The 25,771-nt window shown below is 72.3% G+C and carries 19 protein-coding genes; 7 read left to right on the forward strand and 12 right to left on the reverse strand.

Going from position 1 to position 25,771, the window contains the following annotated elements; all coding sequences use genetic code 11:
- Positions 1–62 precede the first annotated feature (62 nt).
- Together ACIA5G_RS31045 and ACIA5G_RS31050 are read right to left on the reverse strand one after the other, a co-directional pair.
- Entirely contained in the window at positions 63–1,952 is a 1,890-nt protein-coding gene (locus tag ACIA5G_RS31045) for a LuxR C-terminal-related transcriptional regulator (protein WP_395929560.1), read from the reverse strand.
- 249 nt (positions 1,953–2,201) lie between these two features.
- Entirely contained in the window at positions 2,202–2,726 is a 525-nt protein-coding gene (locus ACIA5G_RS31050; protein ID WP_395929562.1) for an AAA family ATPase, read from the reverse strand.
- A 118-nt stretch (positions 2,727–2,844) separates the two neighbouring features.
- Between ACIA5G_RS31050 and ACIA5G_RS31055 the strand changes: the two genes are divergently transcribed.
- Positions 2,845–3,183 carry a hypothetical protein gene (locus ACIA5G_RS31055; RefSeq protein ID WP_395929564.1) on the forward strand — a complete coding sequence of 113 codons (339 nt, stop codon included), beginning with the start codon at positions 2,845–2,847 and terminating at the stop codon, positions 3,181–3,183.
- Positions 3,180–3,452 (forward strand): hypothetical protein, encoded by a 273-nt coding sequence (locus tag ACIA5G_RS31060; protein ID WP_395929566.1) that lies wholly within the window; start codon positions 3,180–3,182, stop codon positions 3,450–3,452. Before ACIA5G_RS31055 ends, ACIA5G_RS31060 begins: the two co-directional genes overlap by 4 nt.
- A gap of 35 nt (positions 3,453–3,487) precedes the next feature.
- On the opposite strand, the gene ACIA5G_RS31065 is transcribed toward ACIA5G_RS31060, so the two are convergent.
- A complete protein-coding gene (locus ACIA5G_RS31065) occupies positions 3,488–4,852 on the reverse strand; it encodes a DUF2252 domain-containing protein (protein ID WP_395929568.1) in 1,365 nt (454 codons plus the stop codon).
- 333 nt (positions 4,853–5,185) lie between these two features.
- Positions 5,186–5,692, reverse strand: coding sequence for a DUF1269 domain-containing protein (locus ACIA5G_RS31070; protein WP_395929570.1), 507 nt, complete (start codon positions 5,690–5,692; stop codon positions 5,186–5,188).
- 202 nt (positions 5,693–5,894) lie between these two features.
- On the opposite strand from ACIA5G_RS31070, the gene ACIA5G_RS31075 reads away from it, so the two are divergent.
- Positions 5,895–6,356, forward strand: a complete 462-nt coding sequence (locus tag ACIA5G_RS31075; protein WP_395929572.1) for a hypothetical protein — start codon at positions 5,895–5,897, stop codon at positions 6,354–6,356.
- A gap of 91 nt (positions 6,357–6,447) precedes the next feature.
- The gene (locus ACIA5G_RS31080) at positions 6,448–9,006 is read left to right on the forward strand and encodes a LuxR C-terminal-related transcriptional regulator (RefSeq protein ID WP_395929574.1); all 2,559 of its coding nucleotides are present in this window, start codon (positions 6,448–6,450) and stop codon (positions 9,004–9,006) included.
- A 4-nt stretch (positions 9,007–9,010) separates the two neighbouring features.
- Here ACIA5G_RS31080 and ACIA5G_RS31085 read toward each other — a convergent pair whose 3' ends face one another.
- Positions 9,011–10,237, reverse strand: coding sequence for an AI-2E family transporter (locus tag ACIA5G_RS31085; protein ID WP_395929576.1), 1,227 nt, complete (start codon positions 10,235–10,237; stop codon positions 9,011–9,013).
- Between the two features lie 290 nt (positions 10,238–10,527).
- Here ACIA5G_RS31085 and ACIA5G_RS31090 point away from each other — a divergent pair, with 290 nt between their 5' ends.
- Positions 10,528–11,319 (forward strand): hypothetical protein, encoded by a 792-nt coding sequence (locus ACIA5G_RS31090; RefSeq protein WP_395929578.1) that lies wholly within the window; start codon positions 10,528–10,530, stop codon positions 11,317–11,319.
- A 36-nt stretch (positions 11,320–11,355) separates the two neighbouring features.
- Here ACIA5G_RS31090 and ACIA5G_RS31095 read toward each other — a convergent pair whose 3' ends face one another.
- Together ACIA5G_RS31095 and ACIA5G_RS31100 are read right to left on the reverse strand one after the other, a co-directional pair.
- Positions 11,356–11,811: an ATP-binding protein gene (locus ACIA5G_RS31095; RefSeq protein ID WP_395929580.1), complete on the reverse strand. Its 456-nt coding sequence runs from the start codon at positions 11,809–11,811 to the stop codon at positions 11,356–11,358.
- 256 nt (positions 11,812–12,067) lie between these two features.
- Positions 12,068–13,234, reverse strand: coding sequence for an alpha/beta hydrolase family protein (locus tag ACIA5G_RS31100; protein WP_395929582.1), 1,167 nt, complete (start codon positions 13,232–13,234; stop codon positions 12,068–12,070).
- 95 nt (positions 13,235–13,329) lie between these two features.
- On the opposite strand from ACIA5G_RS31100, the gene ACIA5G_RS31105 reads away from it, so the two are divergent.
- Positions 13,330–13,938 carry a TetR/AcrR family transcriptional regulator gene (locus ACIA5G_RS31105; RefSeq protein ID WP_395929584.1) on the forward strand — a complete coding sequence of 203 codons (609 nt, stop codon included), beginning with the start codon at positions 13,330–13,332 and terminating at the stop codon, positions 13,936–13,938.
- A 95-nt stretch (positions 13,939–14,033) separates the two neighbouring features.
- On the opposite strand, the gene ACIA5G_RS31110 is transcribed toward ACIA5G_RS31105, so the two are convergent.
- The 4 genes from ACIA5G_RS31110 to ACIA5G_RS31125 all read right to left on the reverse strand — a co-directional run bounded on the left by ACIA5G_RS31110 (position 14,034) and on the right by ACIA5G_RS31125 (position 18,969).
- Complete coding sequence (locus ACIA5G_RS31110) at positions 14,034–14,543, reverse strand: hypothetical protein (protein ID WP_395929586.1); 510 nt, start codon at positions 14,541–14,543, stop codon at positions 14,034–14,036.
- Positions 14,544–14,614: 71 nt separating this feature from the next.
- Complete coding sequence (locus ACIA5G_RS31115) at positions 14,615–16,822, reverse strand: SpoIIE family protein phosphatase (RefSeq protein ID WP_395929588.1); 2,208 nt, start codon at positions 16,820–16,822, stop codon at positions 14,615–14,617.
- Positions 16,823–17,068: 246 nt separating this feature from the next.
- A complete protein-coding gene (locus ACIA5G_RS31120; RefSeq protein ID WP_395929591.1) occupies positions 17,069–18,097 on the reverse strand; it encodes an amidohydrolase family protein in 1,029 nt (342 codons plus the stop codon).
- Positions 18,094–18,969, reverse strand: a complete 876-nt coding sequence (locus ACIA5G_RS31125; protein ID WP_395929593.1) for an NmrA family NAD(P)-binding protein — start codon at positions 18,967–18,969, stop codon at positions 18,094–18,096. Before ACIA5G_RS31125 ends, ACIA5G_RS31120 begins: the two co-directional genes overlap by 4 nt.
- A 69-nt stretch (positions 18,970–19,038) precedes the next feature.
- On the opposite strand from ACIA5G_RS31125, the gene ACIA5G_RS31130 reads away from it, so the two are divergent.
- Positions 19,039–19,662 (forward strand): TetR/AcrR family transcriptional regulator, encoded by a 624-nt coding sequence (locus ACIA5G_RS31130; protein WP_395929595.1) that lies wholly within the window; start codon positions 19,039–19,041, stop codon positions 19,660–19,662.
- 81 nt (positions 19,663–19,743) lie between these two features.
- Here ACIA5G_RS31130 and ACIA5G_RS31135 read toward each other — a convergent pair whose 3' ends face one another.
- A complete protein-coding gene (locus ACIA5G_RS31135) occupies positions 19,744–25,476 on the reverse strand; it encodes an RHS repeat-associated core domain-containing protein (RefSeq protein WP_395929597.1) in 5,733 nt (1,910 codons plus the stop codon).
- Between the last annotated feature and the right edge of the window lie 295 nt (positions 25,477–25,771).

Consider the following 25,771-nt stretch of genomic DNA (forward strand, 5'->3'; position numbering starts at 1 on the left):
GGCCCACTCGACCGGATCCCGGGCCCGTCCGCCTCACCCGCGCCGGGTGGGGCGAACGGGCGTCAAACCGTGAAGTCGGCGACTTCGGCGTCGAGCAGACCGCGCTCCTGCGCAATCGCCACGGCCTCGCGCCTGCTGCGGACGTCGAGCTTCGAATAGATGCCGCGGACGTGGGTCTTGACGGTGTTCGGCGAGACGGTCAGGTCCTGGGCGATCTCGTCGATCGACCGCTGGGTCGGCAACAGGCGCAGGACACTGCGTTCGCGTTCGGTCAGCGGCGCCGGCATCGCCGGGGTGCGCAGCCGGCGCCGCGCGGCCAGGATCTCGCCGGCGAACCGCTCGCCGGTGCCGAGACCGCCCAGCCGGCTGGTCAAGAACCCGACGAGCTCGGCCGGGGCGAAGACGAAGGGGAACCGGACGCCGGTGGTCTCGGCGGTGCGCAACGCGTCGTCGAGCAACCGGGCCGCCCGCTCCCGCGCGCCGGCCGCCAGCGCGGCCTGCACACCGACCAGCGAAGCCTCGATCGCGGCCCACCCCAGCTCCATGGGCACCTCCTCGTCGGCCAGTGACCGCAGCACGGTGCTCGCCGCGTGGTGCCGGCCGAGCCGCAGCTGGGTCCGGGCGCGCATCAGCAGCAGCTCGCCCGACCCGACGAGGACCGGCAGGGCCCAGCGAACGGTCTCCCGCGCCTGGGCCGCCGCGCCCAGCCGGAGCGCCGCGCGCTGCTCCAGCACGGCACACAGGGCGGCGTACCCCGTCGGGCAGACCCGGGCCCGGGCCTGCCCGAGGCGGTTGCGGGCCCGGCGCATCCGCCGCAACCCCGCGTGCCAGCCGCCGAGCTCGAACTCGGCGGCCCCGTGCAGCGTCTCCGAAAGCAGCCGCAGGTCGCGGGCGGCTCGCGCCGGGGCGTCCCCGACGAGGTGCCTGATTCCCTTCGCGTGCTCGAGGCACTCGGCCGGCTCGCCCCGCAGCAGGGCGCCGTAGGCCAGCAGGGCATTCGCCTTGGCCCCCTGGAGGGACCGCAGGCAATCCCCGCGCGGCCGGCGGGTTTCCGCCCGGCGGGCCAGCGTCTCCATCACCCGGTAGTCGCCGTCTTGACCGGCCAGCTCGGCCAGCGTGGTGAGGCACAGGGCGACCGTGAAGTCCTGCCGGGACTCTTCCGCGGTGCCGAGGAGCGGCACCAGGGCCTCCCGGGCCTCGGTGCGGGCGAGCAGGACCTTGGCGCGGTGGAGGATCGCGAGGCCGCCGAGACGGGTGTCCGCGGCCAGCCGCTCGTCGACTTCTTCGGCCGCGCGGCGGACCTGGGCCGGCGTGCGGTCGAGCTGGGCGAGCCGGGAGAGCGCGAGCTGCCGCAGGACGATCAGCTCCGCCGCCGGCCGGTCCGGCCACACCGCCTCCGCCTTGGCCAGCTGCAGGCCGGCCGCCGACGTTTCGGCCGTTTCGAGGCAGAGTGCGGCCGAGATCAGCGCGGCCAGCGGGTCGGCGGGCATCCGCCGGTCTTCGAACACGGCGAGCGCGAGCCGCAGGACGTGGTGCTCGCCCGCGAGGAACAGCGTCACGGCGTGCTCGCGCAGCAGCTCGCCGACCCGGGCGGGATCGCCCGCGCGGACACTGTGCAGCAGCGCGGGCGCCGGGCGGTCGTGCCCGGCGAACCAGCGGGCGGCGGCCGAGTGGAGGGTCCGGGCCCGGACCGGCGCCCGGCGCTGCAGCTCGGCCCGCAGGTAGGTGCGCACCAGCGGAGTCACGCTGTGGTGCGGCGGCGTGCCGCCGGAGTCGACCACCCGGGTGGCGGGCTCGCCCAGCTCACGAAGCATCGCTTCCGCGTCCGCGCGGCCGCTGAGCACGGGCGCGAGCCCGGACGGGAGCTCGTCGCAGATGCTGATCGTCCGCAGCAGTTCCCGCTGCGCCGGGGTGAGGGGCGCGAGGACCTCGTCGGTCAGGTAGTCGAGCACCCCGCCGTCGTGTCCGGTGTCGAACTCCCGCAGGCTGCCGTGCCGGGCGGCGGACGCCGCGGCCAGGCGCAGTCCGGCCGGCCAGCCCCCGGTCCGGGCGACGAGCGGCGCGACCTCGTTCCGCGGGATCGCCGCGTCGGCCGTGGCGAACAGGGCGTCCGCCTCGCCGTCGGTGAACCGCAGCCGGGCGGCGCCGATTTCGACGAGCCGGTCGGCGAGCCGGGCCCGGCCCAGGGGCAGCGGTGGTTCTCACCGGCTCGAGACCGCCAGACACAGCCCGGCCGGCTGATGGCGGACCAGCGCCCGCAGCCCCTGCCACGGATGGGGGGAGGTGATCTCCTGCGCGCCGTCGAGGACGAGCACGACGGGTTCCGGCAGCTCGTCGAGCGCGTCGGCGACCTGGCCCAGGAAAGCGAGGTCGGTGCTCGGGGCATCGGGGACCGCCAGCAGCCGCAGCGGGTTGCCGTCCGGGATCCGGCCGCAGCCCCCGAGCGCCTCGAGGACCGCGGACCAGAAGAGTCGGTCGTCGTTGTCCTCGGCGTCGGCGGACAGCCAGGCGACCGCCTCGTGGTCCCGGCTCCGCGCCCACTCGGCGAGGAGCACGGTCTTGCCGAACCCCGCCGGGGCACCGACGAACACCATGGCCGCCTCGCTCGCTCCGTCGAGGACGGTGAGCAGACGCGGTCGCGAAACGAGATCCGCCGGGGGACCGGGGACCGTGATCTTCGTGCTCGGTACGCGTCTTCGGGACGGAACTTCGCGGCACTGGGGCATGCGGAATTCTCCTTCGTGCTCGGTCCGGGTATTCCCGGCGGATCTTGTCACGCCATTTCCCCCGGCTCACCCGCTGCGGGCGAGGAAAACAACGGCCGTGAGCAGAATGGTCAGGCGGGTGAAAAGTCTTGGGAATTCCTCGGGAAGCCGCCGTCGACGATTCGCCTTCTCGCAGTTCTTCTGGCTCGGGCCGGGCGAGGTCGTGCTGCTCGACGTCGTGCGGACGGGCCGGGTCGGCCTCGGGTCGGTGCTGCTGGGGGTGGCCGTCGTGCTCTCCGGCCTGACCCCGGTGGCCGAGGTGCGGACCGGTGTCCGCGCCGGTGCCGACCTGGTCGCGAGGCTGGTCTTCCTGCCGGCACGCGGGTGGTCGGCGGTGGTGGTGCTGCTCGACCTGGTGGTCGTCGCCCGCGCCTGGTACTCGGCGGGCCGGGCCCGCCGGGACGGGAGTGCCCGGTGAGCCGGGCGGGCATCGTTGCCCTGGACGCGGGTGTGAATTACGTCTTCCGGGGGTGCGGTGCCATTCCGGGACAGGCCGCCGAGAGTGCCGAGGATTTCCGCGGGGTGCTCGTCGTGCCCGTTCCGCCGGAAACGATAGTTTTCGGGACGGTGACCGATCCCGGCTGCCTTCCGGGGATTTTGCGCCGGCTCGAGGGGCTCGGGATGCACGTGGAATCCGTGCACCGGGTCCGGGAGCTCCCCCGGCCGGTGCGCCGCGCCGGCGGGTGACGGGCCGGCTCGCGTCACCCGCGCGAGGCGATCCGTCACGACCCGGACGCCGCCGTGACGTGGCCGGTCCGGATCGCCTGCCGCAGGGCGGCGTGGTCACGTTCGTTCTGGTCGGCGCAGGCCACCGCGAACTCCCGGACGGCTTCGGCGAACACCGGACCCGAGCCGAGGTACGCGGCGATGGCGAGCGGATCCCCGGTGCGCGCGTGCGCCCGGGCCAGGGTCCAGCCGCAGAGCCGGGCGTGGGCTCGCAGCACGTCCGGGGTCATCGTCGGGCCGTCGCCGGCGTCGTGGTGGTCGCGCAGCCGGCGGACGTGGAAGTCGCCGGCGCGACCGTCGAGCCCGGCGGTGCGGGCCCAGCCGAGGAAGACGTCGCCGGTGGCCTGGATCCGCCGTTGCCCGGTGACCACCCGCCGGCCGGGGCCGCCCGGCACCGCGGCGCCGGTGTACTCCTGCAGCACCGACGGCCGCGCTTCCTTGAGCTGCAGGAAGAGTGGGTCTCCGGTGCCCGTCCGGACGAGCAGCGCCACCCAGCACCGGGTGCCCGCACCGCCCGGCCCGGTCACCGTGCGGGCCGCGTCGGCCAGCCGGTAGCGGTCCAGCAGTGCCTGCCGCGCCGGGCCGAGCGTGCGCCGGTACTGCGCGAGCACGGCGCCGAGGCGGTCGGCCAGCGTCACCGGGTCGCCGTCTCCGGCCAGACGGCCCGCCGGGACGACCGAGGGCGGACGAGCGGCCAGCCGCAGCTGTCCGTCCTGGATTTCGGTGAACCGGCGCACTCCGGCGACGCGGCGTCTCGCCGGTCCCAGCCGGTGGGCCGCGACCGCCCGCAGTGTCCGGGCATCGGCCGGGGCGAAGAAGATGTCGAGCGGTGTGCGGCGCGCGAAGTCGTGCATCGCCAGGCGGTACGACTCGACCGCGGCGAGCACCGTGCGCCGGCGCTGGGCGGCCGGGTGCTCGTTGTCCCGGCCGGTGACCTCGAAGCTCGCGGCCAGCCGTTTGACGTCCCATTCCCAGGGTGCGGGCAGGGTTTCGTCGAAGTCGGCGAAGTCGAACACCATCCGCCGGCCCTGCGCGGCGAACAACCCGAAGTTGGCCAGCTGGGCGTCTCCGCACGCCTGGACCGAGAACCCGGTGCGCGGGGTCGTCGCGAGGTCGGCCGCCGCGGGGAGCACGGCGCCGCGGAAGTAAGCCAGCGGCGACGCGGCCATCCGGCCGTAGCGCAGCGGCACCAGTTCCGGCACCCGGTCGCGATCCTGGCGAGCCAGCAGCGCGAGGGGATCGCCGCGCCGGAGCGAACCGGGGAACTCGGCGTGGCCGGCCACCGGCACGGCGGTGCGCGCGGCGCGGGCCCGGGCGATCCGCGCGTCGGGTGCCGCGGTCTCCTTGTCGATGAGGGTCATGGGACGGATCGTCGGCCGCGGAACCGGCCGGGGCGTCGCCCGCCGGGGGTGAAGCGGGGAGTCATCCACCACGGGTGACGACCGGAAGCGGCGCGCGCCGCAGGGTGAGCCCCGGAGGTGCGGTGATGACGAAGTGGACGACGAGCGCTCGCCGGCGCCGGGCCGGAGTGTCACGGGGATCTCCCCGGCGATGCTCGGCGCCTCGCTTCGCCATCCCGTCTGCCCACCCCGCGGCGCTCTCGGGGGAGCGTCCCCGGGCGGGCTGAACCTCCCGCGGGGCCGCGGCGACGCTCGGGGGCGCCGCCGCGGTCCCGCCCACGGGAGTTCCGGGCGCTACCGCGTCTCCCGCTGCGGGGCCTCGCCGAAAGCGTCGCGCAGCCGGGCTTCTTCCGCATCGGACAGGTTGGTGCTCAGCAACGTCGCGCCGGTTTCCTTGAACGGCTCGACGACCCGGTCCAGCACGGTGTCCTGGGACAGCACGAACAGCGCCGACGTCCCGGGCGTGACCTGGGCCCGGACGGCGTCGATGAACTCTTCGTCGATCCCGACGTGGCTCAGTGACCCGGTCAGCGCCCCGATCGCCGCGCCGACGGCCATGCCCAGCAGCGGGACGAGGAAGATCAGGCCGAACAGCAGACCCCAGAAGCCCCCGCCCAGCGCGCCGGCGCCGGTCAGGGCGCCCAGGTCCTTGGTCTTCGGCTTCTTCCGTCCTTCCGGCCAGGTCACGTAAGCCGCATCGGCGATCGACATCAGCTGCTGCTTTTGCAGCTGCCGGAGCAGATCCAGTGCGTTTTCGGCACCTTCGACGGTCGGGAACCGCCAGACGGTCAACGTGGACATGACATCCTCCTCGGTCCGGGATCGGTGGTCGTGCCGCACTGTCGCCCGGGTGCCGGCGCGCGGCATCGCCCGCGTCACGTGAGCCGCGGACCTCCCGCGACCGGGACACCTGATCTCACCTGGGGCGGGCGAGGCCCGGCGGACGACCGACCGACCATGATCGCCCGGTCCGTAGCCCGTCGACGAACGAGGAAGAGGCATCATGACCGAACCCATGCAGCCCCGGACCGGAACGACCGGCGCCCGGGCGCCCCTCCCGCCGGAGCGGGCCGTCGCGCGGTCCCGGCGGGTCGGCTGGATCTGGTTCGCCGCGGCGATCACCGTCCTGGCCGGTCTGTTCAACGTGGTGGAAGGCCTGGTCGCGTTGTTCGACCGGGACTACTACGTCATCGGCCCGGCCGGGTTGCTCGTCTTCTCCTTGGCCGGCTGGGGCTGGCTCCACCTGATCGTCGGTGTGCTCGTCGTGATGACGGGCATCGCGTTGTCCACCGGTTCGCAGTGGGCGCGGGTCCTCACCGTCGCCCTCGCCGGGTTCAACGCACTGGCGCAGCTGGCTTTCCTGTCCGCGTACCCGTTCTGGGGCGCCATCGTGATCGCGCTCGACGTCCTCGTGATCTGGGCCGTCATCGTGCACGGCGACGAAGCGACCTACGAAATCTGGTGACCCGGCGCCCCGGTGATCAGTACAGTCGTGGCCTCCGCCCGGCGTCGACCGCGGAACCGGGGCGAAATCTCCCGACAGCCGAGAGGTTGACGTGCCTGATCCAGCGACGCCCCCGTTCCGGCCGGTTCCCGGTGCCAAGGTCGCGGTGCCGCGGCTGCCGGGGATCTTCGTCCCCCGTGCGCGGCTGGGGGTGTTGCTGGATCGCGCCACGACCCGGCCCGTCACGCTGGTCCGGGCACCGGCCGGGGCCGGCAAGACCACGGCGCTGACCGGCTGGGCCGGTGACGGCCACGATGTCGCCTGGGTCTCCCTGGACGACGACGACAACGACGAGTCCCGGTTGTGGGCGGCGATCCTCTGCGCGTTGCGCCGGTGTCCCGTGGTGCCCACGGACGGCGCTCTGCACCGGCTGGGCCCGCCGCCGCCCGGGCGGCGGCGGGCGTTCCTGGCCGACCTGGAGGACGCGGTCGCGGGTCTGGACCACCCGGTGCGACTGGTCCTGGACGACCTCCAGGAGATCTCCGGTCCGGAACCCCTGGCCGCGCTCGCGGCCCTCGCCCGGCACCTGCCGCCCGGGCTGAGACTGGTGCTGGCCACGCGTGTCGAGCCGCGGCTGCGGCTGGCCCGCCTGCACGTCGAAGACACGCTGTCCCGGGTGGAGGCGGGCGAACTCCGGTTCACCGCAAAGGAAACCGCCGGCCTGTTGCGGGCCACCGGAGCCACCGTGGGTGACGACCGCGTTCGCGAGCTCACCGAACGCACCGCGGGCTGGCCCTCGGCCCTCGGCTGGGCCGCGGTTTCGGTGCGCGAAGCCGACGACGCGGACGCACTCGTCGCTTCCGTCACCGGTGATGACCGCACCGTGGCAAGGTTCCTCGCCGACGAAGTGCTCTCGCGACTGCCCGCGGCCACCGCGGATCTCCTGCTGTGCCTCAGTGTCTGCGACGCGGCTTCCGCGACGCTCGCGGTCTGCCTGTCGGGTCGTGCGGACGCCGGGGCCCGGCTGGACGAGCTCGAGCGCGCGATGGGGCTCGTCACGCGCACGCCGGCCGAGACCTACCGGCTCCCGCCGTTGCTGCGCGTCTTCCTGCGTGCCGAGGTGGCGCGGCGGGACCCGGCGCGGGTGCCGCGGCTGCACGGGATCGCCGCGCGGTGGTACGCCGGCGAAGGACGGTTCGGCGAAGCACTCCGGCACGCCGTGGCGGGCCGCGACGGGGCGCGGGTCCTGACGCTGGCGCGGGACCAGGCCGTGCGCCAGGTGCTGGCCGGCGACGGGGATCCGGTGCGGGTCGCCCTCACCCACCTGGGCGCCGAAGCGGTCGCCGAGAGCCCGCAGCTGCGGCTGGCGTCCGCACTGGAGAACATCCAACGCGGCCGGCTCGCCGAAGCGACGGCCGACCTCGGCGAACAGGCGGAAGACGACGACTTGTGGCCGCTCGCCGTCCGGCACCTGGCCTCCGTGACGGGACGGCGACCACCGGAGACGGACCTGCCGGCGGCCCGCCGCCCCGAGGCCGACGCCTGGGCGAACCTGGATCGCGCGTGGCGGTCGCTGTACCGGGGTGCCCGCCGGCACGCCGTGACCCAGGCGCAGGAAGCCCTCCGCCTGGCCCACGCCGAGCGGCTCGACCACTTCGTGCTCCACAGCCGGCTCGCCCTCGCCGTCGCCACCGCCGTGGGCGGGGAGCACCCGGCGATGCGCCGGGCTTGCACCGGAGCCCTCGCCGTCGCCCGCCGGCACGGCTGGCGCCGCTCCCCGGGAGTGGCCGAATGCCACCTGTTGCTGGCCTACGACGACCTGATGCGCGCCGAGCCGGTCGCCGCGGCCCGGGAACTGGCCCAGGCGATGTCGGCCGAGGTCCCCGGCGGAGTACCGGTGCTCCGGCCGCTGCGCGAGTTCTTCGAAGGCATGGTGCGCTTCGACGACGGCGACCGGGTGGCGAGCTCACAGGTCATGCGGGCGGCGCGGCACTGGCTCGCCGGCCTCGAGCTGCCCCGCGAGGTCGTCGGGGTGTGCGCGGTCGCGGAGTACCACGCGGCGGTCACCCTCGGGGAGGGGCTGCACGCGGCGGAGGTGCTCGCCTGGGTGCAGGAGCGGCTGCCCGGCAGTGGTGAGCTGGCGGTCCTGCGGGTCCGCGCCCACCTCGCCGCCGACGAACCCGACGCGGCCGAGGCGGTCCTGCGGGACACGGTTTCGGCGACCGCGTTGCTGCCGGCCACCCCGGTCGACCGGTGCCTGGCCGAATCCGCGCTCGCGCTGCGTTCGCACCGGCGGACCAAGGCGCTGCACGCCCTCGACCGCGCGCTCGCCCTGGCCCGGCCGAACGGGCTGGTGCGGCCGTTCGCCCTCGCCGAGCCGCAGGTCGCGCACCTGCTGATCGACCACTCCGGCGGGTTCGGCTCGCTGGACCGGTTCGCCCAGGCCGTCCGCGGCCGGCTGGTCCCGCACACCCCGCCCAGCGATCTGACCGACCGGGAGCAGGTGGTGCTGCAGCGGCTGCCTTCCCAGCGTTCGCTGGACGAGATCGCGTCCGACCTCACGGTTTCGGTCAACACGGTGAAGACCCACGTGCGGGCCATCTACGGCAAGCTCGGCGTGAACAACCGGCGCTCCGCGGTCGTGGTCGCCCGCCAGCACGGCCTGACCTGAGCCCTCAGCCTTCGTCGCGGCGCGGTGCGGAAAGCAGCGCGTCGGCCCAGCGGGCCCGCGGGTCGACGTCCACCAGCAGGGCCTTGGCCAGCAGGGTCGCCGGCACGGCGAGGACCGCGCCGAGCGGGCCCAGCAGCCAGGTCCAGAACACGAGCGCCAGCACGGTGACCAAAGTGGACAGACCGACCGAGCCGGCGACGAACCGGGGCTGGATCAGCGACTGCACCACGAAGTTCAGCCCGGCGTACACGACCAGCACCACGAGCAGGCTGCTCCAGCCGCCGTCGAGGAGCGCGATGACCGCGGGCGGGGCGACCCCGATCACGAAGCCCACGTTGGGGACGTAGTTGGTGACGAAGGCGAGCAGCCCCCACAGCACGGCGCCCGGGACGGAGAGCAGGGCCAGCGCGGTGGTGTCGAGTGCCGCCACGAGCCCGCCGAACACGGTCGTCACGAGCAGGTACCGCCGGGTGCCGAGGACAAAACCCCGCAACGACGCGGAGATCCACGGCCGGTCGCGCGCGATCCGGCCGAGGCGCTGGCCCGCCCAGGCGGTCTCGGCGCTCAGGAACAGCAGGAGGGCGAGCAAGAAGGCCAGGTTGGTCACCAGGCCGCCCACCCCGGCGAGCAGGGAACCGGCCAGGCCGACGAGCTTCCCGGCGTCGACGGACGACAGCATGGTGCGCAGCTCCGGTTCGCCGACCCCGAACCGGCCGAGCACGGTCAGCCCGTCGTGCAGCAGCTCGTCGACGCGCCCGGTGTACCGGGGGAGCAGGACCGACAGCTGGGCGACGGACACCACGACGACGAGGAAGAAGGCGAGCAGGGCGGTGTAGACGGTGACGACCAGCACGGCGACGGTCAGCCAGCGCGGCAACCCCTTGCGCCGCAGCCAGGTCCGCACCGGATCGAGGGTGATCACGACGACGAGGGCGAGGAACACCGGGCCGGCGAACCAGGCGACGGCTTGCACGCCGGCCAGCACGACCACCGCGGCGGCGCCCAGCAGCACCACGAGCGCGCGGGGCAGGGCGGTGCCACCGGTCCCGAGGTCGCTTTCGGGCGGCCACGGGACCGGCGGCGGGTGCGCGCCGGCGCCGAACCGGTCGGCGAGTCTCCGGAAGGGATGCCGGGCGGAGCGGTGCGCCCGCCGGTCACCGGCCTCGTGCCGGCGCCGCCGGGGCTTGCGGAACCGCTGGGCCGGTGAATCGGTGAGCGACGCTCGCACCATGCGAATCCTCCAGGAGACGATCGGCGGCGGAGTCCACGCTGTCCCGTCCCGGCGCTCCCGCCGTCACCCGGCGCGGGCGAGATCGAGGTCGGTTCGCCGAGCAGGAGCATGCTGCGACCGTCACCGAAGGTCGCGAGGCTTCGCCCGGGTGATCGATCCAGGGCGGCGGCCCGTCCTTCGGCGAGTGACCGGAGTCCTGCGGTGATCGCGCTGGAGCTGGCAGGATGTGGTGCAGGGGAGTCGTGCTCGTCGGACGCGCGATCCCTTTCCCGGCCCGAGGATTGGACGCAATGGGACGCTCGTCGGTGTTCACCTTCCAGTACATCGCCATCGACACGGAGGCCGGTGTCACGCCGGAGGAGTTCGAGACCTTCGTGCGTGGTGAGGGCGTTCACCTGCCCTTGTACCCGGGGTGGCGGTGGACTCTGCTGCGCGGGTTGCGCGGCGAGCGGACCGGGCAGTACCTGATGTTGTACGAGATCGAGAGCGCCGAGCAGCGCGACCGCTACGTCACGGCCCGGGGTGAGCAGACCGAGCCGGCCCGGGAGTTCTGGGCGCGGCACCCGGAGGCGGAGGCGGTGCTGGCGCGGTGGCGGCGGCTGGGCACGTTCGGTGAGCTGCCGACGTTGTTCACCGACTACCGGCTGCTGGCCGACAATCCGCGGAGCACTGTCACGCCCGGCCCCCGCTACCGCGACCGCCCGGGGGAGGAGCCCGTCGCCCGGGTCGTCGGGATCCACAACCTGGCGTTGCGCGCCGGGGTGACCGAGGAGATGTTCGACCGCTTCATCGCCGAGAACCACCACCGGATCGACGACTACCCGGACTGGCGGTTCCACGTGCTCAAGGGCGAGCGGGGCAACCGCCTCGACCAGTACGTGATGATGATGGAGATCGCGAGCCTGGACGCGCTGGACGTCTTCTATCCCGAGCCCGACATCGCCACCGGCGAGGCCGCGGAGTTCGCGGCCGCTCACCGCGACACCAAGCAGATGTACGAGGAGTGGAAGCAGCTGGCCTCGTTCTCAGGCTCACCGCAGATCTACACGGACTACCTCGCGGTCGCGGAGAACCCGGCGTAGTCCCACACGACCGGGACGGGCCGGCCCGGCTCGCGGTCATCGAGAACGGTCCGTCTCGGTGCACGGTGTCGCGTCGAGTCCGGTACAGGACACTTCCGCCCACACGGTCTTGCTGCCGGCCGGGTGATCGAGGACGCCCCAGCGGTCGGCGAGCTTGTCCACGATGAGCATGCCGCGGCCGCCGGGGCGCTCCGGTGACGGGGTGGCGATCACCGGATGCTCCCTGCTGCTGTCCTCGACCTCGATCCGCACCTGACACGATGCCGCCGTGTAACTCATCCCGACCCGTAGCGGCCCTCGGCCGTGGTCGTAGGCGTTGGTCACCAGTTCCGTGGCCACCAGCAGCACGTCTCCCAGGTGAGCGTCGTCGACCCGGGTCAGGGTCCGGGACGTCCAGCGGCGGACCTCCACCAGTGCCGGCGCCGTGGTGCCGTGCAGATCCATCGACCACGATGACGGCACCGGATCCGGGGTGTTCCGGGGCTCAAGCATGACGAATCAACCCTTCGAGGCTCGCCGTCCTCGCTGCTGAAGACGACCGCCCTCCGGCGATACCCCGCGCGCAGCGCACCCAACCCTCGCGCCCGCTGCGGCGCCACGCGTCGATCGATGAACGCGCGCGCGGTTGCCGGCCGCCGGTGCGGGCGCCGGCCGGGTGGCGATCATCTGTTTCGGACTGGCGGTAAGTGGGCTGGCGGAAGCGATCAACCGCCTCAAGAAACGCAAGCGGCGTGGTTAGGTCATTCATTCAGGTGCTGAGGATGGTGTCGAGCCAGTCGAAGGTGCGTTGGTGGAACAGGAACAGCGCGCCTTCGTGGCAGTGTTCGCCGGCGCCTTCGTCCTCGCGGAAGAAGATCAGCTCCTTCTCGCAGGTCAGTTCGTCGAAGACGCGTTGGGGCTGGCCGCGGAAGAACTGGTCGTTTTCGGCGTCGAGGACCAGGGTGGGGCAGGTGATGCGGTCGGTGATGCCGGCCATGGTGTAGGCCTTGGTCGCCTCGACCACCTCGGCGAAGGTCGGCAACCCGAAGGTCCACTTGCCGTTGCGGACGACCCAGCTCGCTCCGGTGTTCCGCGCGATCACAGCGTCGAGCCCGCCCGGGGTCGACGCGGCTTCCGCGGCGATGGCGGCGAAGGGCTCGTGCAGGTCGTAGATCCCGTCGTAGAGCACGCACGCCGCGAGGCGGTGCTCGTAGGCGGCGGCTCGGGCGGCGAGGTAGCCGCCCATGCTCATTCCGATCAGCGCGATCTTGTCGTTGTCCACTTCGGGGAGGCTGCGGGCGAGGTCGAGGGCCGGGGTGACCACGGTTTCCCAGTCGGGCCGGAACCGCAGGCCTGCGCGCAGCGGAGCGCCCTGGCCGGGGCCGTCGAAGGCCAGCACGTTGTAGCCGCGCCGCAACGCGCCCACGGCGATGGCGAAGTAGCTCTCCTCCAGGATGGAGTCGAACCCGCCGTGGAACAGCACGGTCGGGCGTGGGGTGCCGGAGTCGTCGACGAGGAACAGGTACGCGGGCAGGGTGGTGTCCTCGTACGGGATGTTCAGCGCGCGGGTGGGGGTGTCCAGCAGCGGGGCGGCGTCGGCGAAGGTCTGCTGGGCGGCTTTCGCCAGCCGCGCCGACTCGGGGTCGTGCTCGGGGTCGTCGCGGCGGTAGAAGTCGGCGGCGCGGTAGTAGTTGGACGCCCGCAGCAGCGCCTCCCGCGCGCTGACCCGGTGCCCGGCGGCCAGCGCGTCGCGGCCGATGCCTTCGATTCGCGCGGCGGTCGCGGCCCACTGAGTGGACCAGGCGTCTTCGTCGGTCTCGGGGATCTGGCGGCAGGTGACGAGGACTTCGCCGAGGTCGGCGCCGGCGTAGGCGATGTAGCCGGTGGCGCGCAGGGTTTCGAAGGAGAAGGACTCGTCGTCGAAGAGGAACTTCATCGGATGCCTCCTGGTCGATACGAACGGAACGGTCTCGTTCCGTTGTAACACGAAGGCGAATGGAACGCCACCGTTCCGTTCGCTAGAGTGGTGGCATGGCGACGAGCGAAGAGGGGGCCCGGCCGGTGACGGGCGGGGCCGTCCTGCGGCAGCAGGTGACCGATGCGATCACCGAGGCGGCTTTGGCCGAAGTGGCCGAGGCGGGGTACGCGCGGACGTCGATGGACGCGGTCGCGCGGCGCGCCGGGGTCGGCAAGGCCGCGCTGTACCGGCGATGGTCGTCGAAGCAGGCGATGGTGGCCGAGCTGATCCGGGAGAAGGTCGCCGCCGCGTTGCCGCCGGTTCCGGACACCGGCGCGCTGCGCACCGATGTGCGTGAGCTGTTCGCGACCTTCCGCGGTCAGCTGGCCCATCCGCTGGTCACCCGGATCGGGGCCGGACTGCTCGCCGAAGCCGCGCACGACGCAGCCCTGGACGAAGTACTGCAGAACGGAGTGGCCGCGCCGCGGCGAGCGGCGGCTCGCGCGATCCTGCAAAACGCTGTCGACCGCGGTGAGCTCCCGGGCGGCCTCGATTTGGAACTGGGCACCGACCTGCTGATCGCGCCGCTGGCGTTCCGGATGCTGGTGACGAAGGGCCCGAGCGGCGACGAGTACCTGGACGCGTTGACAAGCGCGGTCGAGGCGGCTTTGAAGGCGGCGTGAGCCCGCTCGGCAGACCGCGCCTTTCGAAGTTCGGCGTGGCGCGGACGCTCGTGGTCCGGGCCGACCGCGCGCAGCCCGGACGGCGCCGACCGGCGTCAGCCGCTCGAGGTCCGGTGCTCCAGGTAGGACACCGTGCAGCCGGCCAACCGGTCGGCGGCGTCGCGCGCGTGGGCGGCGCACATCTTGCCGGTGGCGCCGTCTTCGTCGGTGACGACCGCGACCGCCGGCTCGCCGCACGGCGTGTGGAGCCGGTCGTAGTCCCACTCGCGGGCGCAGCCGGGAGCGGTGCACCGGGCGTGGTCCCCGCTCGCGCGCACCGTGGTGCCGTGGGCCGGGCAGACGCCCCACGGAACGTCGCACAGGCCGGGGTCGCGAGACGCCCGGACCCGGGCCAGGTTTTCGGCGGTCCGGGCGACTTCGTCGGTGTAGTCGCTCAGGTCGTGGGTCGCTTTCGCGACGGGCCGGGCGAGGCGCTGCAGGTGGCCGTCGGGTGCCGTCCGCAGCCGGGCGGCCACCTCCGCGGTCCGGGTCGCGAGCGCCTCGGCGTCGGCTGCCAGCGCGCGCAGTTCCGCCGGCAGGGGCTCGGACGGGGTCGGCTCGGGCATGCTCGTCCTCAGTGGTCGGTGGGCGCGGACTGCGCAAGTACCCCGAATCCGGGGGGCCCAATCGCGGGCGCTCACCGGCCGCGGTCGGCGGCGTCCGGCTTGGCCGTGATGACGAGCGCCGCCTGGTCGTCGGTTCCGCTTTCGTCCTGCGCGAAAGCGCGAACCGCCGCGGTGACGGCGTCCAGGACGTCCTGGGCGCCCGGCCGGGCCGGTGCGGACCCGATCGCGCTCACCAGCCGGTCGTCGCCGAACTGTTCGCCTCGCGGGTTGCGGGTTTCGACGAACCCGTCGGTGAGCAGCACGAGGCTTTCGTCCGGCCGCAGGAGGAGCTGCCGCGGCTCGAGCCGCGGCTCGCTGCCCAGGCCGAGGAGCTTCCCGGGGATGTCGAGCTCGTGCGTGCGGTGGGCGGCGTCGAGCACCACCGGCAGGTTGTGGCCCGCGCGGAGCAGGTCGACGGCGAGGCCGTCGTCGCGCGGGGTCAGGTGGCCGTAGACCATGGTGACGAAGTCGGTGCCGTGGGCGTCGGGGCGGTTGCTCAGGGCGCGGTCGACGGCCCGGACGATCGCGACGGGGTCGCCCAGCAGCGGCGCGACCGCGCGGGCGGTGTGGCGGACCAGCGCGGTGGTGGTCGCGGCCGTGGCGCCGCGGCCGCAGACGTCGCCGAGCATGAACGCCCACGTCCGGTCGTCGAGCGGGAAGACGTCGTAGAAGTCGCCGCCGATCTCCAGGCCTTCACCCGCGGGGTGGTAGAAGGTCGCGAACTCGGCCCCGGGGACCGCGGGCAGGTCCGGCAGCAGCAGGCCGGCCTGCAGGTCGCGGGCGAGGGTGACGCGCTGGCGGTACTGGCGCGCGTTGCGGGCGGCGGATGCGGCGCGCCGGGCGACCTCTTCGGCGAGGGACACGGTGTGCCCGTCGAACCCGGCTTCGCCGGTGCTGAGCAGCGTGAGGACGCCGAAGGTCTGGCCGCGTTCGGTGAGCGGGACGCACAGGTAGCCGGTGACGCCCAGCTCGGGCCACGGGCCGGGGTTCAGCGGCGGCTGCCGGGCCACCTCGGTCAGGTCGGAGGCGAGCACCCGGGCCAGTGCGCTGTCGCTGCGCAGGGCCGGCCGATGGGCGTCCAGGAGGCCGGTGTCGTGGGCGTTCGCGCCGGCGCTGCCGACGCGGCGCAACCGGCCGTCCTCGATGATGTCGACCGCGCAGAGCGGCGCGAGCGCGGGCACGCACAGCTGCGCCAGCCGCTGCAGGGCCTGCACGTGGTCGAGGTCCGCCGAGAGCGCGGTGCTCGCCGACAGCAGGAACGCGAGGTCCTGCCGGGCCGCCCGTTCCTTGGCCTCGGCGGCTTGCCGGGCCAGCTCGACGTGGTGGCGTTCGATCGCGAGCGCGGCCGTGCCGGCGAAGAGCCGGGTCAGCGCGAAGTCGGTCTCCTGGGGAGAGCGCGGCGTGCGGTGGTACATCGCGAACGTGCCCAGCAGCCGCCCGTCACGGCCCAGGATCGGCGTCGACCAGCACGCGGCGACGCCGGCGCGGCCGGCGAGCTCGCGGAAGTCGTCCCAGAACGGATCGCTCGCGATGTCGGTGACGATGACCGGCCGGCGCCGATGCGCGGCGGTGCCGCACGAGCCGACCCCTTCGCCGGTGGCGATGCCGTCGATGGCCTCGTTGTAGAAGTCCGGCAGGCTGGGAGCGGCGCCGTGGCGCAGGTGCCGGCCGTCGGGGTCGGCGAGCAGGACCGACACCAGCACGTCCGGGGCGAGCTCTTCGATCGCCCGGGCCATCCCGTCGAGGATCTGCTCCAGCGGCGCCTGGCGGGCGATCTGCTCGAGCAGGACGCGGTGCTCGGCGGTGAGCCGCTGCGCGTGTTTGACCTGCGTGGTTTCGACGCCGATGAGGCGCACGCCCGTCACGGCGCCGGACGCGTCACGCCGGGGCTCGTAGGTGAAGTCGAAGAAGGCTTCCCGCGCGTCCGCGCCGAGCCCGAGCACCACCCGCGCGTCCCGCCCGGTAGCCGGCTCTCCCGTCCAGTAGACCCCGTCCAGCAGCGCGAGGAAGCCCTGGCCGGCCAGCTCCGGCAGCACCTGGCGGAGCGGCACGCCCAGCGACGACGCGCCGGAGCGGGCCACCGCGTCGAAGAAGGCGGGGTTGGCGGCTTCCAGCACGTGGTCCGGGCCGGACAGGGACGCGAAGACCGCCGGCGACTGGCCGAACAGCGCCCGCAGGTCCGAGTCGGTCGGGACCGGCGGCTCGGAACTGCCGAGCGCTCCGTCACCGGATCGGGACATCGGTCTGCTTTCTGCGGAGGCTCGGCGGCCGGGTGCCACCGCCTGGGTCGGGCGGGCGCACCTGGGGGCTCAAGTGCCGGCCGGACGATCGCGCACGATCGTCCGGCCTCGGTACCTTACCCACGTGACGCCGCCGCGGCATCCGTCGTGCCGGGCGGGTCATCGGATCAGCTGCCGGCGGTTTTCCGCATCGGTCACTTCGACGGAGCGTGGACGTCCGCGGGCGGCTCCGAGGGACGTCCCCGGTCACCCGCCGTCGAGCCGGAAGAGACGCTGCGCGTTGCGATGGGTGATCTTCTCCCGATCTTCGGGCGTGACGTCGAGTTCGTCGAGGAACTCCCGCGTGCCGTCGAGGTGGAGGAAGGGGTAGTCGGCCGACCAGATCAGGCGGTCGAGGCCCACCACGGCGCGGACGAAGTCGAACTGCGGCCGGTGGAACATCCCGCTCGGCGTGACCCAGACGTGGGCGCGGTAGGTCTCGGTGATCGTCCGCGAGAGCCCGGTGTCGGCCGGGGACAGGACGTCGTCCAGGCGGCTGAGGAAGAAGGGGACCATCTCGCCCCAGTGACCGCTGACGACCTGGAGGCCGGGCAGGCGCTCGAAGACCCCGGCGAGGATGAGGCGCAGCACGTGGATCCCCGCCTCGTGGTGCCAGCCCCAGCCGCCCAGTGACAGTTCCGCGGTCACCTTGTCGGCGAACCCGGCATAGTACGCCTGCTGCACCTGCGGGACGGGGTGGAACGGGTGCACGTAGAGCGGCACGCCCAGCGCGGCGATCCGCTCCAGCACCGGGTGGTGGGCCGGGTCGTCGAGGAACCCCGCGCCGGGACGTCCCAGGATCAGGACGCCGCGCAGGCCGAGTTCGGTCACGGCGCGGTCGAGCTCCGCCACGGCCGCGGCGGGAAGCTGCCACGGCAACGCCGCCAAGCCCTGGAGCCGGTCGGGGTGGGCGGCGACCGCCTGCGAGAGCCGGTCGTTGGCCGCCCGGCACAGCGCGGCCGCCTGGTCGCCGGGCACCAGCTGGATCGGACTGGTCCAGGAGACGATCTGCACGTCGATGCCGTGCTCGTCCATCCGCCGGATGCGGTCCGGTCCGAGGTCGACGCCGAGGGACAGCGCTTCGGGCAGGGCGACGGCAGGCCGCCGGCCGGGCCCCGGTCGCACGGGCGACGAGCTTTGCGCGTGCATGTACGGCGCTTCCCGGGCCAGCACCGGGCCGGCCGCCCCGGCGATCGCCGGGTCGATCGCGTGCTCTTCGACGCAGATCAGGGTCATCCGGCCACCGCCGGCTTGACGGTCTCTTCGGCGAACTCGCGGAAGGTGGTGGGCGTGGTGTTCTCGGCGGTGCGCGGCGTGGTGTTGTTGATGCCGCGCTCGCCGGCGAGGTCCATGTCCATCATGGATCGGGCCATCGCCTCGGAGACACCACGATCGGCGAGGAACTGCTTGACCACGGTGCGATCGCCGAGCTGGTACCGGATGGGCGTACCGAGCACCTCGGAGAGGATTTCGGCGACGTCCTGGTGCGAAAGGTCTTCACCACCGAGGGACTCGACCGAGTCCTGCCCGGTCCACGTGCGATCCAGGAGGTACTCGGCGGCGAGCGCCGCGATGTCCTTCGTCGCGATCCACGGCATCCGGAAATCGGCCGGCAGGGTGCCCGAGACAACCCCGTCCCGGATCGTGGCCACCTGCCGGAGAACGTTGTCCATGAAGGTGGGCAGCGCCAAGGCGCGCACGTGCGCGCCGGTACTGCGGAAAAGATCCTCCATCGCGTGCGACGCCGACACGTGTCCGGCGTAGATCTGTGATCCGCGCCCGAGCGCGGAGACGATCACGACCCGTGGCACCGCGTGGCGCACCACAGCGTCCGCGCCCGGGATCGATGCGGTTACGTAAGCCTCGTAGGGGCTACTGGCCGTCGCGGCCGCCGGCATCAGCCAGAACAGCGCATCAGCACCGTCGAGAGCCTGGTCCAAGACGTCGCGATCGCGGTGCGACCCCACGACGATCTCGGCGCGCCGCCGCGCCTCGGCAGGCAGTTTGGCCGGGTCCCGGACCACGAGCCGGAGTGGCTCCTCCCGCGTCAGCAGCGTCGAAACGAGCTTGCCGCCGATCTGCCCGGTCGGGGCGGTGATCACAATCATGGATGATGGCTCCCGTCAGCATCAGCACCAGAAGTAAACTCTACTGTACCGTATACTTAGGTGGACGTCATGGCCCGACGCGGGGAAGCGCTTCGCGAACACATCCTCGACACGGCGAAGCTCGCGTTCCTGGAGACCGGCTTCGAGCGGACCTCCATGGACGCGATCGCGGCGCTCGCGGAGACGTCGAAGCGCTCCCTGTACGCACACTTCCCGACCAAGGACGCGCTGTTCCTCGCGGTCGTCGAACGCATCCGCGCCCTGTTCGGTGCACGGATGGGCGCCCCGGCCGACTACGCCGGCGAACCGGCGGAAGCGGTCGTGCGGTACTGCGGGCGTTTCGTGCAGCTCTTGCGCTGGTCCTCGGTCGGGAAGATGGTCCGCCTCGGCATCGGCGAAGCGGACCGGCTGCCGGAGCTGGCGGCCGGACTCTTCGACGTCCTCTTCGGAATCACGACCGGCAACCTCGCGACCCATCTGGAAACCGCGTCGGGACTCGCCGCCGCGGAAGCCGAGGTCGTGGCGAACGAGCTGATCGGCCTCACCATCCACCCGGCACTGCCTCGGCTGTTGTTCGGTGTTGATCCCCTCACCGACGAGCTGCCACAACCGGCCCACCTGGCGGCCGACGTCGACCTCGACCGCATCCGGCGGTTCCTCGACCACCTCGTGCCCACGCCGCCCCAGCCCTGACGCGGACCACTCGCACCTCGCGGAGGAAGTCGCGTGCGCGAAGTCGATGCTCGCCGCGACCCCACCCGGCGACGCGGGCCGTCAGGAGAACGGCGAACGGCCGGCGGCATTCCCGATGACGCCGGGTGCCGGCGGGGGGTCGTCGACGACGTTGACGTAGCGGTACGCCTGGTAGTTGCCGTTCGCGTGGCTGTCGAGGGTGGGGTCGTTGATGTTGGCCGTGACGCGCTTCACCGGGGTTGCGCCGAACGAGTAGTACTCGAAGTTCCCCTTGTCGTCGAGCCACTTGTGGAAGAGCAGGACGTGTTCGGTGGTCGAGTTCAGGATGTCCCCGGCCTGGAGCTCGGAGCGGTCGATCTTCTCTCCGTAGTAGGGCAGGGTGTACGTGCTCGCGCTCCAGCTGAGGTGGAAGGCCATCGAGACGTACCCCGAGCAGTCGCGGCGGTAGACGCGTCCGTCACCCGGCCCGGGTGAGAAACCGTTGTCACCGGGGGCGAAGTTGTCCGGGTCGTAGTACGGCCCGGGCTGGTGGTCGACCCAGTACTGCGCCCGGGCGATGATCTCCGACCGGGTGATCTTGGGTTCGTTCTCCGGGTCGCACTTGTTGCCGTCCGCCTTCTGGCAGGAGAGGCCGGTGCGGTCGACCTGGTTCACCGGGTCGTTCGCGGCGTAGGCGTACCGGTTGAGGCCGACCGTGTCTTCGCCGTCGATGGTGGGGTCGGGCGAGATGAACCGGCCGAGCTGCGGGTCGTAGTAGCGGGCGTTGAGGTACACCAGCCCGGTCGAGTCCTGGCGTTCGGCGATGAACCCGCGCGACTCGAAGGGCAGCGACCCGCCGGCCGACAGGACCTCGCCGAAGGGCCGGTACTTCTTGCGGTGGACCTCCACCCCCGCGGCGTCGGTCTCGGCCTGCACCGAGCCCTGGATGTCGGTGTGCACCCAGTACTTCGTCCCGCCGTCGACCCGGGCCACCGGCGTGCCCTCGATCGAGACGTACTTGGTGGTCGTGCCGGCGGTGACGTTCACCTCGTAGTCGACGCCGAGGTAGCGGCGGGTGACCCCGCCCTCGACCTGCTGGAGCCGGGTGTCGTCGGCGTCGTAGGTGAACGTCGACGTGACACCGCCCTTGACGACCGAAGCGAGCAGCCCGTCGCCGTTCCAGGTGAGGGTGCGGCCGGCGCCGGAGGTCATGTTGCCCGCCGCGTCGTAGGTGTAGGTGTTCGCCCCGGCGGTGCTCACCGCGTGCGGGTGCGCCGGGTCGTAGGCGTAGGCCCCGGTCCGGGAGTTCGCGGCGATGTTGCCGGCCGCATCGTAGGTGAGGGACTGGTTGTTCGCCGGGCCGGCGTCGTCGGTCGCGCTGGTGAGCCGGCCGCCGTCGTCGTAGGTGTAGGTCCAGCTCTCGTCGGGGAACGGGCTGGTGACCTTCGTGATGTTGCCGCTCGCGTCGCGGGTGAACTTGTTGTCCTGCACGACGTTCGCGCCCGACTTCGTCTCGATGCCGGTGAGCCAGCCGCGTTCCGCGTCGTGCGGGCGAGTGGTCGTGGTGCCGTTGGCGTTGGCGATCCGGGTCACCTTGCCGTCGGCGTTGTAGGTCGCCGAGGTGACGTAGCCGGGGATCGCCGTGAGCCGGCCCGCGCTGTCGTAGCGCAACGGCGCCGCCGCGGTGCCCTGGGTGTCCCCGTCGGGGTAGGTGGTCCACAGCTTGCGGTCGCCCGCGTCGAAGCCGTACCGGAACTCGTAGCTCGCGGCGCCCACGGTCCGCACGGTCTTGACGGTGTGGCCGAGGGCGTCGTAGTCGAACGTCCGGGTGCCGGCCGCGTCCGTGTTCGCGGTGACCTTGCCGACGTTGGCGTAGCCGGCGCGGACCTGGTCGTAGGTCCAGGACACCGTCGCGGCGGACGCGGTGCCCGCGTTGGTCGTCTTGCCGGTCTTGCGCCCCAGCTTGTCGTTGGTGAACGTCGTGCGCTGGTTGTTCGCGTCGGTCTGCGCGACCGCGCGGCCGGCGTCGTCCCACTCGTAGGTGGTGATGCCCTTGTCCGGGTCCGCCACCTTCGTCTGCCGCCCGAACGAGTCGGTGGTGTAGGTGATGACGGCCCCGGACGGGTCGGTGGACTTCGCGAGGTTGCCCCGCAGGTCGTAGTCGTACCGCGCGGTCACGGGCTTGCCGTCGACCGTCTCCTGGCGCTCGGCGCGCTTGCCGTAGGCGTCCAGGCGGTCGGTCGTGGCGTGGCCGTTCTCGTCGGTGCTGGTGGTCGACCACGGGCCGTAGCTCTTGGTCTGGACCGCACCACCCGGCAGCGTGGTCTTGACCACTCGGTCGAGCCCGTCGTAGGCGGTGAGCGTCGGGTACGTCACCGGCTGCGCGGTGCCCGCCACCCAGTAGTAGGGCGCGGTCTTCGACGCGACCTGGCCGCGGGCGTTGTACGCCGAGTCGACGTAGATGTCCCCGGTCGCCGCGTCCGGGCCCTTGGCCGCGGTGCGGTACGGGCGCTGCAGACCGTCCAGGTAGCGGCGGCTCCACTGCGGGGCGCTCGTCCCGTCCGCGGCCGGCTTCTCGACCTGCTCGTACTGCTTGGCCGGATCGCCGACGTCCACCCACTTGTGGCGTTCGAACTTGCCGCCGGGCTGGATGGATTCGGCCGCCCGGCACAGCGGGTCGTAGGTGACCGTGGTCGCCTGCCGGTTGAGGTCGTTCACCCGGGTCGGCGTGCCGCAGACGGGATCCCACGTCGCGTCGACCGTCTGGGACAGCGCGTTGGTCTCCGACGTCTGGAAACTGTGGTACGCCGGGTCGTAGCCGAGTGTGGTGCGCCCGCCGAGCGCGTCGATCTCGGCGGTGAGGTTGCCCCACGCGTCGTACTCCTTGCCGGTCCCGACGAACGCGTCCCGGGTCGAAAGCCACTGGGCCGACGACGTCGCGTAACCGGTCGCGGGGGCCTGGTCCCACGCCGCGCCGTCGTACCCGGTGCGGGTCTCGCTGAGCTTCGTCCCCCCGGCGCCGACACCGGCGACGACCTTCACCGCGGCCGGCTTGTTCACGATATAGGCGGCCGTATTGGGCACGAACGTGGTCACCGTCGTGCGCTCGTCGCCCGCCTGCTCGTTGTCGCCGTTCTCGATCTGGGTCACCACTTCGCCGTAGGCGTTGTACGCCCGGCTCGTGTAGGTGCGCTTGCAGTCCGCTCCGGGGCACACCGCGCTCTTGCCGGTGTACGCGGTCTCCATCGTGCCGGTCGGCAGCGCCGTCCTCGGCACGGTCGTGCCGTTGGTGACGTAGTCGGTGGCCGTCGAGCTCAGCAGCGCACCGTCGCCGCCGTGGTTCTCGACGCGCTCCGGCTGGCCGATCGCGGCGAGGTCCTGGCGGAACGTCGTGTCGACGTACGGGCACTGCGTCTCGCCCGCGTTGCACGGCTTGGTCTCCCGCTGCGTGCGGAACCCGAGGAACGTGCGCTCCGGGTGGTGGTACGCCCCGCCGGAGTAGCTGTAGTTCGTGGTCGCGGCGCCACCCGGGCCGGCGTCGTCGGTCACGGCGGACACCGTCTGGGTCAGCGGCGGGTTGTTCGTGTTCGCCCACGCCGACGACGGCTTGTAGCTCACCGACGTCTTGTCGCCCCACTCGTTGGTGCGGGAGGTCAGCACGTCGGTCGCCGCGCCACCCATGTTCCAGATGTGGCGCCCCTTGTTGAGGCCGAAGTTGGTGTTGTAGAGCTCCACCATTTCCGTGCGCATGTCGCCGTTGACGTCCATTTCGAGGAAGTCGCTGGTGCAGGTGCCCTTGCTGCAGGAGTAGGTGCCCATCGTCGGGTCGCTCGCGCCGGGCGTGAAGCCGGAGCCGGTGGACAGCCAGATGTCGCGTTTCGTCGACGCCCCCAGGAATCCCGGGGAGAGGGCGACCATGTCCATCCGGTGGTCGCCGTTGACGTCCATCACGAGCTGCTTGGACGTCTCGGCGTAGGCCATGCTCGTGTCGGTGGCGCCCAGTTTGTAGCCGTAGCCGGTGGAGAGCCACGTCCGGCGGGTGTACGTGCCGAACAGCGGGTAGAGCTCGACCATGTCGACCTTGTCGTCGTCGTTGACGTCCATCATCAGGAACCGGCTGCCGGCGCCTTCCGCGTTCGGCGCGCTCCAGGAGATGCCGGAGTCGGTCGCCCCGGAGGCGAAGCCGGTTCCGGTGGACAGCCAGATGTGCCGGTTGCCGGCGCCGAAGAGCGCGGGCGACAGTTCGACGAAGTCGGTCTTGCCGTCGCCGTTGACGTCGGCGGGCTCGAACTGCCGACTCGCGTCGTAGGCGATGCCGGCGTCGTTGGAGGCGAGGGTGAAGGTGGTGCCGTCCGAAAGCCACGTCGCGCGGCAGTAGTTCACCGGGAAGATGCCGCAGGAATACAGTTCCAGGACGTCGGTCTTGCCGTCGCCGTTGACGTCCATCGGGAGGAAGCGCGCGTTCGCGTCGTTGCGGCCCTGGGCCGCGCCGGTCGAACCCGCCGTGAAGCCGGTGCCGGTGGACACCCACAGCTGCCGCGCCAGACCCAGGCCGGAGGGGGAGAACTCCAGCAGGTCGGACTTCCCGTCGCCGGTGAAGTCTCCCGGCAGGTAGCGCGCGTTCTCGTTGAGCGATGTCGCGCCCTCCGCCGAGGCGAGCGTGAAGTCGGTGCCGTCGGACAGCCACGTCTTGCGTTGGTAGGTCCCGAAGTTCGGCCACAGCTCCAGCATGTCGGTCTTGCCGTCGCCGTTGATGTCCATCGGGAAGTCTTTGGCGGCGTTGTTGTTGCCGGTGAACGCCGGGTTGTTGGTGCCGGAGACGAACGCGGGCGCGCCGGCCTGGTAGGTCGCCGTCACGGGTGGCATCGCGGTGCCGCCGGTGACGGTGCCGGCGGCGTCCAGGACGGCGTCGGTGCCGAACTGCTGCACGGCCGACAGGAGTGACCGTCCCGTCGCGTCACTGGTGGCGTAGGTCAGCTTGTACGCGCGGACCCGGCTGCCGCTCACGCCCACGTCGATGGTCTTGATGCGGCCCTGGACGGTCCGGATGCCGCCGTTGCCCATCGCCCGCAGGTCGGTGTCGGTGCGCTGCTCGTAGGTGAACTTGATCGTGGTCCCGTTGTAGGTGACCGAATCGAGGTACTCCCAGCAGCACGCGAACTGGTTGGCCGCCCAGTTGTAGGTGACCGTGTTGCCCTTCGTGTCGATGACCTGGCTCAGGCCCCACCGGTAGACGAGATCGGTCCCGGCCGACAGCACCGGCGCGTAGACGCGCTTGACGCCGTCCTTCGCGGTCAGGGTCCACCGGCTGGCGGCCCCGGTTCCGGTCAGCGCGAACTTCCGGAAGGACTCGTTCTTGGTCGAGTGCGTACCGCCGGAGGTGCAGCTCGGGCTCACGCTGCCGGCGACGCAGGGCACGAGCTCCTCGCCGTCCGCGAGGTAGACGTCCGAGCCGTCGTACTTGGGGGCGCCCTTGCCGGTGCCGGCCCGCTCGATCTCACTGAGACCGCTCAGCGTCCAGCCGACCCCGGCCAGCCCGTTGAGGGCCGAGGAGTCGTAGGCCAGCGAGAACTGCGGGGTGATGTCGTGGAAGGCCGGGACCCGGATCGCGATCGAGTCGGTGAACGTCCCGTTCCCGTCGACCTGCCACGACTTGTCGGGCACCTGCGGCTCCGGCGTCTTGGCGACGTCGGCGAGCGAGGTGCGCTCCTTGTCCTTGGCCGACTGGCCATCGGCGGGTGTGGTCACTGCCTCCGCCGGGCTCACACTGCCGGCGAGCAGTGCTACGACGACGAAGAATCCGCGCAGCGCGCGGCCGACTCCCACCGACCTCATCGGCCTGACCCCCAGGCACTCGGAATGGACGGGCTGGCCGTCCAGGCGACTGTGCCGTCCGGCCTTGATCCGTCGGCTTGATCGAACCGATGCTACATCGCGGTCCGTGCACTTGAAAGGGCCTGCGTCACGACAGGGTTACGGATTGCGACCTCGTCCGTGCCTGCTCGGTCACGCACAGTCAGCTACCAAAGGAAGACGGTTTCCGCCTCGGCGTTGCCGCTACGACGTCGATGACCGCGCCGGTCGCAGCCGGTCGATCATGCGTACTTCACGCCGAGTCGGCCGTCACCGG

The organism is Amycolatopsis sp. NPDC051758 (assembly GCF_044453095.1).
Classification (GTDB): Bacteria; Actinomycetota; Actinomycetes; order Mycobacteriales; family Pseudonocardiaceae; genus Amycolatopsis.